This window comes from Pseudomonas entomophila L48 (assembly GCF_000026105.1).
GTDB classification, from domain to species: Bacteria; Pseudomonadota; Gammaproteobacteria; order Pseudomonadales; family Pseudomonadaceae; genus Aquipseudomonas; species Aquipseudomonas entomophila.
On the sequence record NC_008027.1, the window covers coordinates 2,923,688 to 2,937,981 of the forward strand.

Below are 14,294 nucleotides of genomic sequence, written 5' to 3' on the forward strand. Positions count from 1 at the left end.
CAACGGATGAAGACTGGAGTATTCAGACAATGACAAAAGACCAATGGCTCGTTGTACGCAAACAGATCCCCGATGGCGCGAAAGAGCCCTGGACCGTGATGTTGTGGGTTGCCGACCTGCTGCTGCTGGTGCTGGCGTGGAACTTCTGGCTGAGTGAATCCACCGCATTGCAGGTTCTAGGCCTGCTGGTCGCGGGCCTGGCCACTGTGCAGCTGTACCTGATCCTGCACGAAGCCCTGCATGGCGCGACCTCGGACAATCGCCGGCTCAACGACATCATCGGCCACTTCAACGGCTGGTTGATCGCCCTGCCGTTCCTGGTTCGCCGACGCTTCCACATGGCCCACCACACCTGGACCGCACACCCGCTCAATGACCCGGAAAACCGCGGGATGATCGAGCGCTTCGCGGTCATGACCAAGAAGCAGGAACGCACCCTGGAGTTCATGTGGAAGCACTGGCTACCAATGATCGCCGTCAACCATTTCCTGCTGAACTGGCGTGCGCCGTTCATTGCCCGGGCCCAAGGTGACGACTCGCCGCGCATCCTCAAGGAGATTCGTTTCGCCCGCTTGTACCTGGTGGGTTACGGGGTGGTGGCGGCCGTTGCCTGGGCTTTCGGTCATCTGGCGGACCTGGCGCTGTTCTATCTGATCATCTGGCTGTTCCTGGCCCTGATCGTGGAACTGGTCAACCTGCCTCACCACGCCGAGGCCCCGCTGCTGGCGAAAGATGGCGAGCGTTTGCAGTTCTGGGAACAGGACCGCGTTTCGCACGATTGCAAGAGTGTGCCGGTGTGGTCGCGCTTCGTCATCCTCAACTTCAACCTGCACATCGTGCACCACGCCTTCCCCTCGGTGCCTTGGTACCGGTTGCCCGAGGCACATCGGATGCTGCACGAGCAGGATGGTAGCCCAGCGGCGTCGCAGCTCAATGAGTGGGACTTCTCCAGGAAGAATCGCCGCAGGCCGCTGCTGAAACTGATGGGTCATTTCTTCGACCATCGCGCCTGATCCATTCGAGCGCCGCTCGCGCGGCGCATCGCGGCTGAAGCCGCTCCTACACGGGTGCAACACGCCCTACAGTAGGAGCGGATTTATCCGCGATGGGGATGCAGTGCTGTGTGCTGACCTGTGGCTCCAGCCAAACGGCGCGCTATGCCGTCCCGGAAGTGGCCACCTTGAGCGGCAAGCCGGTGTTCGTGCTCGAAGGCGGCAATAGCGCATGGCACGCAGCCAGGTTGCCGAGCGCGCAGGGAGAACAGCACCTTCGGACGCCGCGCATCGATCGTTATCGACGGCCCTATGAGGGGGCGGACAATCCGCGCGAGGCTATGCAGGGGTATCTGGATTAGGGGTTCGGATTGGTGGCGCAGTTGGGGCGCATGGGTTCTTCGTGATCTGAAATGTTCGTCGGCAAGTGGGGATTTTTGGCCTCGACTAACCTGTAACTGCGTGCCGCCCTCATGCGGCATGGTCAAGGAGAACAGGATGAAAGACTCGGATCACTCACTGCATCACGGCACGCCAACCGTGGCGGTTCGCGACAACCGCGGCCTGGCCGTGCGCCAGGTCGTCTACCACCGTCATCCGGATACACCCGCTGACACCGACGCGCGCATCACCCGCCACCGCTTCGATGCGCTCGGCCATCTGCTCGAAAGCATCGACCCGCGGTTGCACGAGCGGCGCCAGACCATCCCCGACACCGCGCCCAACTTCACCTATTACCAGTCGATGGCAGGCAACGTGCAGAGCACCGACAGTGTCGATGCCGGCCACGCCCTCGCGCTGAGCGACATCGCCGGCCGCCCGCTGATGAGCCTCAGTGCCAACGACCTCGTCCGTTACCACCACTACGAACTGGCCCCACTCGCGGGCCGGCCGCACGACATCACCGAAGGCGCCGCCGGAGAAACGCCCCGCATCGCCGAGCGCTTCATCTGGGCCGGCAACGACCAGGCCGCCAAGGACCACAACCTCGCCGGCCAGTGCGTTCGCCATTACGGCACCGCCGGCCGTCTTAGGACCGACAGCGTCGCACTCACCGGCCTGCCGCTGTCCTCTACCCGCCAACTGCTCGCCGCCGACGGCGAAGCCGACTGGCAAGGGGCGGACGAGGCGGCATGGGAGCGCCTGCTGGCGCCGCAAACCTACACCACGCTCGCCCGCGTCGACGCCACCGGCACGCTGCTCGAACAGACCGACGCACACGGGCACCAGCAACACCTGGTCCACGATGTCGCCGGACAACTGGCCAGCAGCTGGCTGACCATCAAGGACGGCACAAAGCAGGTCATCCTCAGCTCCGTCGAATACTCCGCCGCCGGCCAGAAGCTGCGCGAGGAGCATGGCAACGGCGTGGTCACCACCTTTACCTACGAACCCCGCACCCAACGCCTCCTGCACATCCTGGTCGTGCGGCCAACCGATGGAAAACGCCTGCAAGACCTGCGCTACGCCTACGACCCGGTGGGCAATGTGATTCACCTGCACAACGACGCCGAAGCGACACGCTTCTACCGCAACCAGAAGGTCGTTCCCGAGCACCACTACACCTACGACACCCTGTACCAACTGACCAAAGCCACCGGCCGCGAACTGCGCGACATCGCCAAGCAACACCAGAAAAATCGCCCGATCACCCTCCCGCCCCCCTCCACCGACGGTACCCTCGTCAATTATGTGCGCCACTACTGCTATGACCGTGGCGGTAACCTGACCCACCTCAAGCACAACCCACAAGACCCGCCCAACGCTTACACGATCGAGCTGACGGTGTCCGAGCGCAGCAACCGCGCCATGGATAAAAAAGTGACGGAAGACCCCGCGCAGGTCGACACCTACTTCGACGCTGCCGGCAATCAACGCCAGTTGCAGACGAACCAGCAATTGCAGTGGACCAGCCGGGGCGAGTTGGCGCGAGCCGTGCAGATGCCCCGTGACAGTTTGGTGGACGACGAGGAGATCTACCGCTACGACGCCAGCGGCCAGCGAGTGACCAAACACCGCTCGGACCTGACCTCCGGGACCGTGCGCCGCAGCCACGTGCTCTACCTGCCGGGGCTGGAGTTGCGCACCCAGTACAACGATGCGGCCGTGGAATCGTTGCGGCACGAAATCATCGTCGGCGCAGCCGGCAGCGCCCAGGTGCGGGTGCTGCATTGGGAAACGGGCATCCCCTCCGACATGGCCAACGACTCGATCCGCTACAGCTACACCGACCTGATCGGCAGCGTCGGGCTGGAGTTGGATAAAGGCGCAAACCTCATCAGCCAAGAAGAGTACTACCCCTACGGCGACACGGCGGTGTGGCTGCCGCACAACAGCGTGGAAGCGCTGTACAAGACCGTGCGTTATTCCGGCAAGGAGCGGGATGTGACGGGGCTGTATTACTACGGGTATCGCTATTACCAGCCCTGGTTGGGGCGGTGGTTGAGTGCGGATCCGGCGGGAACGGTGGATGGGCTGAACCTGTACCAGATGGCCGGAAACAACCCAATCACATTCAAGGATAGGCTGGGGTTGGCACTTGACAGATGGGCGAACATCAATTTGGTCGAAGACCTGCCAGAGAGGAGTACGGGAGATAAAGTGATGACAGCCGTACACCGTACCGTTGACAAAGTGCTTGATCCAGACAGGGAGTCCATGATGGACCGGTTTGACGCGGTGGTGGCATCGCATGAAGTCATAGCCAGCGCCGAAGAAGAAATGAGAAGCTTTGTAGATTCCAAGTGGCTGCACATCGTGACGCGGGCGACCTTGAAAATACTGACAGAACTGTTGGCCTCCGCTTATTCAAACCTGGTAGGGCTAGCAGTAGCGCCGGCTGGCGGCGTAGTTTCTCTTGTTGCAAAAACCATGGCAAAAGAATCCGTCAAAAAAATCACCAACAATCCTGACATTATTCCTAATACCGACATCGCAAAAAAATTAAACGCCGATTCGCGCTCTTGGAGTCAAAAGCTAAAAGACGAGGTGGCGAAACAATTTGCCTTGGAGAAAGCAAAGGATAAGGCCATGGATATAGGTACTAACAGCACCGTAAAATTTGCCGCAGAACAGTCGGGCTACGATGGCATTCTTCCGTCCCTGCCCTTTAGCGGTATGGAAAACATCGCGAAGGAGGTAGACAAGGCAATGGGCACCGGAAAAGACACGCTTCTGGCGGTGGCGCTAGGCAATGTCATGATTGCAAGGAAAGTGTTATTCGATAGCCTGGAAGACTTCCTGATGGCCGTGGCCAACAACTCCCGTCCGGTCAACAGCCTAGACGGCGGTTGGGAATTCGTGAGCGAGGAAGATCACATGCATGGGGAAAGAGCAATCCCAACAAGTAGGCACTTAATGCCTTATTGTCTTACCGTGACGACGATAAACGGGCAGTTTACGATGGCATTCGCTTTTTTGAACCGAATGCAAAAAATGCTCGTCCAAACAATCGCCCAACGGGCCAATCAATGAGTTCACAAGAACGTTGAAAATCGACTTGCCAACTGAGGTAATGGGCCTTTGAGTCGGTGACGCGAAAACAGGCAAGGCTGCGCAGTGCACCACCCCCTGGGGAGCGGCCAAGCCTGTTTTCACCTCGTGTGATCGGAGCTTGGCTCAGTTCAATCCACCAAATCGCTTGAAGAAACTTTCGCTCGCATCGGGTAACGGCCCGTCCGCCGTTTCCAGCGCACTGGCCAGGTACTCTTCCGCCCTACCCTGCACCAGTCTATAAAGGTTACGGCACAGCTGCCGCGCCGCGCGCCCTTCCCAGTCCCCTGGCAACAGTTCGTCCGGCAACTGCGGGTCGCGTAGCAACAGCCGTCGGTACTCGTGAATCAGCAGCGTGCGGGCCAGGAAGCAATCCTGCGGGCTGGGCGCTTCCAGGTCCTTCATGGCCTGCCACAACGGCCGGAACAGTCGAATGAACTCGCTGTAGTGCTGGCCGAGTTCCTCGATGTTCCAGCTTTCCCGCACCTGGGCGCGCAAGGCCTTGGAGGCCAACACTTCCTGGGCCTGGGTCTCGAACACGATACAGTCGTCCTCGACCTCCAGCTCACGCAGCGTGGCGCTGAGGTCGGCACGATCGGTACGCGGGCAACCCAACAAGTTCGCGCCCATGGCGCCGAAACCCTGCCACTCCAGCTCTTCACGCACGGCCTTGCGCTTGCCGGCGTCGAGCTGCGACAGCAGCACAAGCGTCCAGGCGCCGTTCCAGGCCGGCAGACTGGCGCTGTAGACGCGCTTGAAGGCTTTCTCGAAACGCCGTCGGCCGGTACCGGTGAGGCTGTAGTAGCTGCGCCGGCCGACTTTTTCAGCGGTCAGCCAGCCTTCCTTGGTGAGACGGAAGATCGAGGTGCGGATCAGCCGCTCATTGATGCCCATCGGCTCCAGCAAGTTGATCAGGCTGCCCAGCCAGACCGTGCCGCCGTGGGGCTCGATGGCATCGCCATAGAGGGTGATGATCAGCGAGCTGGCGCGGATCGGCGTCTGCTCCTGGAAGCGGGTGATCAGGTGATTCAGGGGGGCAAGGCTGCTCATGGGGGGACGAGGCGCGATTAAAGCCTCGACTATACCTGCCTGCCGTGGCCGCGCAAGGCTCATGCACCGCCCTCGGCCTTGGGTCTGAAGCCCGAGTCGCCCATGCGCGGGCGTTGATGTTCCACCTGGGTCAAGGGCGGGCACTCCACCAGCGCGGTCATGCAGCGCCGGGCCAGAGTGTGATATTCGGCGGTGCCGCGTTGCTTCCAGGCCAGCTCCTGGGCGCTGAGCGCGCGCTTTACCTCGGCTGGCGCACCGACCACCAGGCTTTGTTCCGGGCACTGGAAGCCGGCCTTGACGAAGGCGGTGGCGGCGACGATGCAGCGCGGGGCGATGTGGGCGCCATCCATGACCACCGCGTTCATGCCGACCAGTGCGTCCTCGCCTACCCGGCAGCCGTGCAGCACGGCGCCGTGGCCGATGTGGCCGTTGCGCTCGACCACGGTGTCGCCGCCAGGGAAGCCGTGCATCACGCAAGTGTCCTGCAGGTTGGCGCCCTGCTCGAGGACGATGCGCCCGAAGTCGCCGCGCAGCGAAGCCAGGGGGCCGACATAGCAGTCTGGGCCAATGATCACGTCGCCGATCAGCACCGCGCTTGGGTGCACGTAAGCGCTGGGGTGGACCACGGGGGTCAGGCCATCCAGGCGGTAGCAGGGCATCTCTCACCTCATAAATGATTCAAATTAAGACAGATATTCATTCCATTGAAATCACATTGTCAATAAAGGCGATACATAACCCTGTAGGAGCCAGCTTTGCTGGCGAACCGCTTAACACAAAGGAATGGTGAGAATGCCGGTTCGCCAGCAAGGCTGGCTCCTACAGAGCGAATCACATGCAGCGATACCATTTTTATTTTTGTATGTTGATTTTGTGTATCGCATTAAGCCTATACTCTCCCACCAAGGCATGGCCCGTCTCCTCTCGGCGCCATCGCATACAACACCAAGAAAAGCCGGCCACCCCGTGCCGAGCGTGCAGCCTGAGGTATCACCATGCCGCGCAACCTCGTTGTGCAGGCACCAGCGGACGGCGTCCGCCTGGTCACCCTGCAACGCCTACAAGCCCTCAACGCCTTGAACACCGAACTGTTGGTCGAGCTCGCCAGCGAACTGGAGGCGGCCGAGCGCGATCCGCAGGTCCGCGCCCTGGTCATCACCGGCAGCCGCAAGGCCTTCGCCGCAGGTGCCGATATCAATGAGATGGCCGAGCGCGACCTGGTCGGCATCCTCAACGACCCACGGGTGGCCTGCTGGCAACGCATCGGCGCCTTCTCCAAACCCCTGATCGCCGCCGTCAACGGCTTCGCCCTGGGCGGTGGCTGCGAGCTGGTGATGTGCGCCGATATCGTCATCGCCGGCAGCGACGCCCGCTTCGGCCAGCCGGAAATCAACCTCGGCATCCTTCCCGGCGCCGGTGGCACCCAACGCCTGCTGCGCGCCGTGGGCAAGCCCCTGGCCATGCAGATGGTGCTCACCGGCGAAGCCATCGATGCCCGCCACGCCTTGCGGGCCGGCTTGATCAGCGAGGTCACCCAGCCAGAGCTGACCGTCGAGCGCGCCCTGCAGGTGGCCAGCGCCATCGCCGCCAAGGCGCCGCTGGCGGTGCGGCTGGCCAAGGAAGCACTGCTCAAGGCACAGGACATGGACCTCGCCAGCGGCCTGCGCTTCGAGCGCCACGCTTTCACCCTGCTGGCCGGCACCGCCGACCGCGACGAAGGCATTCGCGCCTTCCAGGAAAAACGCCCGGCCCGATTCCACGGGCTGTAACTGACGGAGCACACCTGTCATGCCTTACCAGCACATCCTGTTTTCCATCGACGACGACGGTGTCGCCGTCCTTTCATTGAACCGGCCCGAGCAACTCAACAGCTTCAACACCGCCATGCACCTGGAGGTGCGCGACGCGCTGAAGCAGGTGCGCCAGAGCGAACGCGCCCGCGTACTGCTGCTGACCGCCGAAGGCCGTGGCTTCTGCGCAGGGCAAGACCTGTCCGACCGCAATGTAGCGCCGGGCGCGGCCATGCCGGACCTGGGGCAGTCCATCGAGCAGTTCTACAACCCGCTGGTGCGCAGCCTGCGCGACCTGCCAATGCCGGTGGTCTGCGCGGTCAACGGCGTGGCCGCCGGGGCCGGCGCCAACCTGCCGCTGGCCTGCGATCTGGTGCTGGCCGCTCGCTCGGCGACCTTCATCCAGGCGTTCTGCAAGATTGGCCTGGTGCCCGATTCCGGTGGTACCTGGCTGCTGCCCCGCCTGATCGGCATGGCCCGGGCCAAGGCGCTGGCCATGCTGGGTGAGCGGCTGAGCGCGGAGCAAGCCGAGCAATGGGGGCTCATCCACCGCGTGGTGGACGATGCCGCGCTGCGCGACGAAGCGCTCAAGCTGGCCCGCCAATTGGCCACCCAGCCCACCTATGGCCTGGCCCTGGTCAAGCGCGCCCTGAACCAGAGCTTTGACAACCGCTTCGACGAACAGCTGGAACTGGAGCGCGACCTGCAACGCCTGGCTGGGCGCAGCGAGGATTATCGCGAAGGAGTCAGCGCCTTCATGAACAAGCGCACACCCGTGTTCAAGGGGTGCTGACCATGAGCGCACTCGATAGCACTGCGCAGGTCGCGGTGATCGGCGCCGGCGCCATGGGCGCCGGCATCGCCCAGGTGGCGGCCCAAGCGGGACATCCCGTCCACCTCTATGACACCCGTCCCGGCGCCGCCGCCGAAGCGGTCCAGGGTATTGATCGCCAGCTCGGTCGCTTGGTGGAAAATGGCAAGCTGAACGCTCAAGCTCGCGAGGCGATCGTTGCGCGCCTGAGGCCGGTGGAAACGCTCGATTCGCTGGCCGACGCCAGCCTGGTGATCGAGGCCATCGTCGAGAACCTGACCGTCAAGCAAGGCCTGCTACGACAACTGGAGGCCCTGTGCCGCGACGACTGCATCCTGGCGAGCAACACATCCTCCCTGTCGATCACCAGCCTGGCTGCCGGTTTGCGCATGCCGCAGCGAGTGGTCGGCATGCACTTCTTCAACCCGGCGCCACTGATGGCATTGGTAGAAGTCGTGTCCGGGCTGGCCACATCCCCTGATGTGGCTGCCAGGGTCCATGCCACCGCGCAGACCTGGGGCAAGCAGCCGGTCCATGCCCGCTCGACGCCGGGCTTTATCGTCAATCGCGTGGCCAGGCCGTTCTACGCCGAAAGCCTGCGCCTGTTGCAGGAAGGCGCGGCCGATTGCGCCACCCTCGACGCGCTGCTGCGTGACGCGGGCGGCTTCCGCATGGGGGCCTTCGAGCTCACCGACTTGATCGGCCATGACGTCAACTATGCAGTGACCTGCTCGGTGTTCGAGGCTTTCTACGGGGACTTCCGTTTCCAGCCTTCGCTGGTGCAGAAAGCACTGGTGGATGCCGGGCGGCTGGGCCGCAAGAGCGGCCAGGGCTTCTATGACTACAGCGATGGGGCCGAACGCCCACAAGCGAACGAACTGCGCAGCGACAGCGCAATCGAGCACTGCGCCGTGGAAGGTGACCTGGGCACCTTGCGACCGCTGGCCGAGCGCCTGCGCAATGTCGGTATCCGCGTGACCGAACGTGCCGGCAGCGGCCTGCTGAGGGTCGGCGACGCGACCCTGGCCTTGTCCGACGGTCGCCTGGCCAGCCAGCGCGCCCGTGAGGATGGCTTGCGCAACCTGGTGCTGCTGGACCTGGCGCTCGACTACCGGCAGGCCACGCGCATCGCCATCAGCCACAGCGCCGATTGCACCCCTGAAGCCCTCGATCAGGCCGTGGCCCTGCTGCGTCATGCCGGGCTCAAGGCCAGCGTCATCGCCGACCTGCCGGGCCTGGTGGTGCTGCGCACCGTGGCGATGCTCGCCAACGAAGCCGCCGACGCCGTGCTGCAAGGCGTCGCGTCGCCCGCCGACATCGACCTGGCCATGCGCGGCGGGGTCAACTACCCGCGCGGCCCCCTGGCCTGGGCCGATGCCCTGGGTGTCGGCTCCACCCTGCGCGTACTGGAAAACCTGCAGCGCAGCTACGGGGAGGAACGCTACCGCCCTTCCCTGCTGCTGCGCCGTACTCATGCCGAAGGAGGACGCCTGCATGCTTGACCATTCCCCCGCAAACTTGGCCCGCGCCTGCGCTGAGTCGATGTTCAGCCGCGATGCGGCCAGCCAGGGGCTGGGCATCGAATTGCTCGATGCCGGCCCCGGCAGCGCCCGCCTGGCCATGAGCGTGCGCGCCGACATGCTCCAGGGCCACGGCACCTGTCACGGCGGTTTCCTGTTCGCCTTGGCCGACTCGGCCTTCGCTTTCGCCTGCAACAGCTACGATGAAGCGGCCGTGGCCTTGGGTTGCAGCATCGATTATGTGGCGCCGGCGCGGCTGGGCGACCAGTTGACCGCTACCGCCAGCGAGCAGAGCCGCAAGGGGCGTACCGGCAACTACGACGTGCGCATCGAAAACCAGCAGGGCGAACTGATCGCCCTGTTCCACGGCAAATCCTACAAGGTGCGCGGCAGCGTGCTGACACCGGAGCCATCCCATGACTGAAGCCACCCTGCCCCACGCCCTGATCATCGACGCCGTGCGCACGCCCATCGGCCGCTATGGCGGCGCCCTGTCGAGCGTGCGCGCCGACGACCTGGCCGCCGTGCCGATCAAGGCACTGATGGCGCGCCACCCCGAACTGGACTGGAGCGCCATCGACGACGTGATCCTCGGCTGCGCCAACCAGGCCGGCGAGGACAACCGCAACGTCGCGCGCATGGCCAGCCTGCTGGCCGGGCTGCCGCTGTGCGTACCAGGCTCGACGATCAACCGCCTCTGTGGCTCGGGCCTGGACGCCATCGGCAACGCCGCCCGCGCCCTGCGCTGCGGCGAGGCCGGGCTGATGCTGGCCGGCGGCGTCGAGTCGATGTCCCGGGCGCCGTTCGTGATGGGCAAGGCGGAGCAGGCCTTCGGCCGCAACACCGAGCTGTTCGACACCACCATCGGCTGGCGCTTCGTCAACCCACTGATGAAAGCGCAGTACGGCATCGACTCGATGCCCGAAACCGCCGAGAACGTCGCCGAGCAGTTCGCCATCTCCCGCGAGGACCAGGACGCCTTCGCCCTGCGCAGCCAGCTCAAGGCCGCCGCCGCCCAGGCCAGTGGGCGCCTGGCGCGGGAGATCGTGCCGGTCGAGATTGCCCAGCGCAAAGGCCCGCCCAAATGCGTCGAACACGATGAGCACCCTCGTGGCGACACCACGCTGGAGCAACTGGCCCGCCTGGGCACGCCGTTCCGCGCCGACGGCAGTGTAACCGCCGGCAACGCCTCCGGGGTCAATGACGGCGCTTGCGCCCTGCTGCTGGCCAGCCCCGAGGCCGCGCGTCGCCATGGGTTGAAAGCCCGTGGCCGGGTGCTAGGCCTGGCCACGGCGGGCGTCGAACCTCGCATCATGGGCATCGGCCCGGTACCTGCCACCCGCAAGGTGCTGGCACTGACCGGGCTGTCGCTCGCCGACATGGACGTGATCGAGCTCAACGAAGCCTTCGCCGCCCAGGGCCTGGCCGTATTGCGCGAGCTGGGCCTGGCCGACGACGACCCGCGGGTCAACCCCAACGGCGGCGCCATCGCCCTGGGCCACCCGCTGGGCATGAGCGGCGCCAGGCTGGTCACCACCGCCCTTCACCAGCTGGAGGCGACGGCAGGCCGCTACGCCCTGTGCACCATGTGCATCGGCGTCGGCCAGGGCATCGCCCTGGTGATCGAGCGCCTCTGATCCGCCCGGCAAGACTCAAGACCACGCGGGCAGTATGCTGCCTGCCATGACACTCAGGGCCCCGGCCCACGACAAGAACAACTCGAGTGAAACCATGAACCTCTACCACGATGCCGAACGCGCCTTGCTCGACCCGATCGAAACCGCCAGTGTCGACGCGCTGCGCCAGCACCAGTTGGAGCGCCTGCGCTGGAGCCTGAACCACGCCTACGCCAATGTGCCGTTGTACCGCCAGCGCTTCGACGCCAGTGGCGCCCACCCCGACGACCTGAAGTCGCTGGAGGACCTGGCGAAGTTCCCCTTCACCGGCAAGAACGACCTGCGCGACAACTACCCCTACGGCATGTTCGCCGTGCCCCAGGACCAGGTGGTGCGCCTGCATGCCTCCAGCGGCACCACCGGCAAGCCGACGGTGGTCGGCTACACCCAGAACGACATCGACACCTGGGCCAACGTGGTTGCCCGCTCGATCCGCGCCGCGGGTGGGCGCAAGGGCGACAAGGTGCACGTTTCCTATGGCTACGGCCTGTTCACCGGTGGCCTCGGCGCCCACTATGGCGCTGAACGCCTGGGCTGCACGGTGATCCCCATGTCCGGCGGCCAGACCGAGAAGCAGGTGCAGCTGATTCGCGATTTCCAGCCGGACATCATCATGGTCACGCCGTCGTACATGCTCAACCTGGCCGACGAAATCGAGCGTCAGGGCATCGCTCCGGACGACCTCAAGCTGCGCCTGGGCATCTTCGGCGCCGAACCCTGGACCGAGGAACTGCGCCGCTCGATCGAGCAGCGCCTGGGCATCGACGCGCTCGATATCTACGGGCTCTCGGAAATCATGGGGCCGGGCGTGGCCATGGAGTGCATCGAGACCAAGGATGGCCCGACCATCTGGGAGGATCACTTCTACCCCGAGATCATCGACCCGGTGACAGGCCAGGTGCTGCCGGACGGGCAACTGGGCGAGCTGGTGTTCACCTCGCTGAGCAAGGAGGCGCTGCCCATGGTGCGCTACCGCACCCGTGACCTCACCCGCTTGCTGCCTGGCACGGCGCGGCCGATGCGACGCATCGGCAAAATCACCGGGCGCAGCGACGACATGCTGATCATTCGCGGGGTCAACGTGTTCCCGACGCAGATCGAAGAACAGGTGCTGAAGATAAAACAGCTTTCAGAGCTTTATGAGATCCATCTGTATCGCAATGGAAATCTCGATAGTGTGGAGGTGCATGTGGAGCTGCGCAGTGACAGCCAGTACCTCGACGAGGGCCAGCGCAAGCAGGTGGTGGGCGAACTGGCGCGGCAGATCAAGACCTATATCGGTATCAGCACGCAGATTCATCTGCGGCCGTGCGGCAGCCTGAAGCGCTCGGAGGGCAAGGCCTGTCACGTATATGACAAGCGGCTGGTCGGCTGACGGCAAGCCATGAAAAGGGAGCCCCGGTATGATCCGGGGCTTTTTTTGGCCTTTAGAAAGTCGGGGGCGCTTTGCACCCCTATCGCGACGCAAGGCCGCTCCCACAGGCATCGCGCGCACTCTGTGGGAGCGGCCTTGCGTCGCGATAGGGCTGCGCAGCAGCCCCAACAATCCCAATGTGATACACAAATCTTATTTGATACATCAAATACAGTTTGATGTTGTGTTTTGTATCGCTTATAAATAACTCACGCCCCAAGCCGCCCACAACCGGAAGCCCGACCATGTACGCACAGCTCGTAGAAACCGGCGTCAAGCGCCTGAAGTCGCTGGAAGAGATGTCGCCCGAAGAGCGCGCCTTCCAGGAAAAGATCGACGCCGAGATCAAGATCGAAGCCAAGAACTGGATGCCCGACGCCTACCGCCAGACCCTCATCCGCCAGATCTCCCAGCACGCCCACTCGGAAATCGTCGGCATGCTGCCCGAGGGCAACTGGGTCACCCGCGCCCCCTCGCTCAAGCGCAAGCTGCAACTGATGGCCAAGATCCAGGACGAAGCCGGCCATGGCCTGTACCTCTACAGCGCCATGGAAACCCTCGGCGCCGACCGCGATGAAGAGATCGCCAAGCTGCACAGCGGCAAGGCCAAGTACTCGAGCATCTTCAACTACCCCACCCTCAGCTGGGCCGACATGGGCGCAGTGGGTTGGCTGGTGGACGGTGCGGCGATCGTCAACCAGGTGGTGCTGCAGCGCACCTCCTACGGCCCCTACGCCCGCGCCATGGTCCGCATCTGCAAGGAAGAGAGCTTCCACCAGCGCCAGGGCTACGAACTGCTGTTGACCCTGATGCGCCACGGCACCCAGGCCCAGAAGGACATGGTCCAGGACGCCATCAACCGCCTGTGGTGGCCGGCATTGATGATGTTCGGCCCCAGCGACGAACACTCGCCCAACAGCGCCCAGTCCATGGCCTGGAAGATCAAGCGCCAGACCAACGACGAGCTGCGCCAACGTTTCATCGACCAGACCGTGCCGCAACTGGAACTGCTTGGCTGCACCGCGCCAGATCCTGCGCTGAAGTGGAACGAAGCCCGCGGCCACTACGACTTCGGCGAGATCCAGTGGGACGAGTTCTATGAAGTCATCAAGGGCAACGGCCCCTGCAACCAGGAACGCGTCGCCACGCGGCGCAAGGCCATCGAGGATGGCGCCTGGGTGCGCGAAGCCGCCGTGGCCTATGCACGCAAGCAACAGAACAAGAATGCCGCCTGAAGCGGCCAATGATGCGGAGAACCCCCATGTCTGTCTGGACCCTCTTTGAAGTCTTCGTGCGCAGCAAGCACGGCCTGAACCACAAGCATGTGGGCAGCGTGCACGCCGCCGACGCCGCCATGGCCATCGAGAACGCCCGCGAGCTGTACACCCGCCGCAGTGAAGGCGTGAGCCTGTGGGTGGTGCCCTCGGCGCTGATCACCGCCTCCTCCCCGGACGAGAAGGACCCGCTGTTCGCCCCGGCGGACGACAAGGTCTATCGCCACGCCAGCTTCTACGAGCTGCCAGCCGAAGTCGGACACATGTGAGGCGCG

General features: G+C 64.0%; 12 protein-coding genes and 1 pseudogene. 11 read left to right on the top strand and 2 right to left on the bottom strand.

What is annotated here, in order from left to right; all coding sequences use genetic code 11:
- Window positions 1–29: 29 nt before the first annotated feature.
- The 3 genes and pseudogenes from PSEEN_RS12890 (at window position 30) to PSEEN_RS12900 (ending at window position 4,466) form a co-directional block, all read left to right on the top strand.
- Window positions 30–1,013, top strand: coding sequence for a fatty acid desaturase family protein (locus PSEEN_RS12890; protein ID WP_011533958.1), 984 nt, complete (start codon window positions 30–32; stop codon window positions 1,011–1,013).
- Between the two features lie 110 nt (window positions 1,014–1,123).
- Window positions 1,124–1,354, top strand: a pseudogene (locus PSEEN_RS12895) (rhodanese-like domain-containing protein); the annotation flags it as partial.
- 136 nt (window positions 1,355–1,490) lie between these two features.
- Window positions 1,491–4,466: an RHS repeat domain-containing protein gene (locus tag PSEEN_RS12900; protein ID WP_052299096.1), complete on the top strand. Its 2,976-nt coding sequence runs from the start codon at window positions 1,491–1,493 to the stop codon at window positions 4,464–4,466.
- A 144-nt stretch (window positions 4,467–4,610) separates the two neighbouring features.
- Here the strand turns inward: PSEEN_RS12900 and paaX are convergent, their stop codons facing one another.
- Both paaX and paaY read right to left on the bottom strand, forming a co-directional pair.
- Window positions 4,611–5,534 carry a phenylacetic acid degradation operon negative regulatory protein PaaX gene (paaX, locus tag PSEEN_RS12905; protein WP_011533960.1) on the bottom strand — a complete coding sequence of 308 codons (924 nt, stop codon included), beginning with the start codon at window positions 5,532–5,534 and terminating at the stop codon, window positions 4,611–4,613.
- Window positions 5,535–5,593: 59 nt separating this feature from the next.
- Window positions 5,594–6,193, bottom strand: coding sequence for a phenylacetic acid degradation protein PaaY (paaY, locus tag PSEEN_RS12910; protein WP_011533961.1), 600 nt, complete (start codon window positions 6,191–6,193; stop codon window positions 5,594–5,596).
- A gap of 336 nt (window positions 6,194–6,529) precedes the next feature.
- Between paaY and paaF the strand changes: the two genes are divergently transcribed.
- From paaF to paaB, 8 genes are all read left to right on the top strand, one after another.
- Window positions 6,530–7,303, top strand: coding sequence for a 2,3-dehydroadipyl-CoA hydratase PaaF (gene paaF, locus PSEEN_RS12915; RefSeq protein WP_011533962.1), 774 nt, complete (start codon window positions 6,530–6,532; stop codon window positions 7,301–7,303).
- A gap of 19 nt (window positions 7,304–7,322) precedes the next feature.
- Window positions 7,323–8,117: a 2-(1,2-epoxy-1,2-dihydrophenyl)acetyl-CoA isomerase PaaG gene (gene paaG, locus PSEEN_RS12920; RefSeq protein ID WP_011533963.1), complete on the top strand. Its 795-nt coding sequence runs from the start codon at window positions 7,323–7,325 to the stop codon at window positions 8,115–8,117.
- 2 nt (window positions 8,118–8,119) lie between these two features.
- Entirely contained in the window at window positions 8,120–9,637 is a 1,518-nt protein-coding gene (paaH, locus tag PSEEN_RS12925) for a 3-hydroxyacyl-CoA dehydrogenase PaaH (protein WP_011533964.1), read from the top strand.
- The gene (paaI, locus tag PSEEN_RS12930; RefSeq protein ID WP_011533965.1) at window positions 9,630–10,079 is read left to right on the top strand and encodes a hydroxyphenylacetyl-CoA thioesterase PaaI; all 450 of its coding nucleotides are present in this window, start codon (window positions 9,630–9,632) and stop codon (window positions 10,077–10,079) included. The genes paaH and paaI overlap by 8 nt, the downstream gene beginning before the upstream one ends.
- Window positions 10,072–11,292 carry a 3-oxoadipyl-CoA thiolase gene (gene pcaF, locus PSEEN_RS12935; RefSeq protein ID WP_011533966.1) on the top strand — a complete coding sequence of 407 codons (1,221 nt, stop codon included), beginning with the start codon at window positions 10,072–10,074 and terminating at the stop codon, window positions 11,290–11,292. Before paaI ends, pcaF begins: the two co-directional genes overlap by 8 nt.
- A 94-nt stretch (window positions 11,293–11,386) precedes the next feature.
- Window positions 11,387–12,706 (top strand): phenylacetate--CoA ligase PaaK, encoded by a 1,320-nt coding sequence (gene paaK, locus PSEEN_RS12940; RefSeq protein WP_011533967.1) that lies wholly within the window; start codon window positions 11,387–11,389, stop codon window positions 12,704–12,706.
- A gap of 284 nt (window positions 12,707–12,990) precedes the next feature.
- Window positions 12,991–13,980: a 1,2-phenylacetyl-CoA epoxidase subunit PaaA gene (gene paaA, locus PSEEN_RS12945; RefSeq protein WP_011533968.1), complete on the top strand. Its 990-nt coding sequence runs from the start codon at window positions 12,991–12,993 to the stop codon at window positions 13,978–13,980.
- 26 nt (window positions 13,981–14,006) lie between these two features.
- Window positions 14,007–14,288 (top strand): 1,2-phenylacetyl-CoA epoxidase subunit PaaB, encoded by a 282-nt coding sequence (gene paaB, locus PSEEN_RS12950; RefSeq protein ID WP_011533969.1) that lies wholly within the window; start codon window positions 14,007–14,009, stop codon window positions 14,286–14,288.
- Window positions 14,289–14,294: the final 6 nt, after the last annotated feature.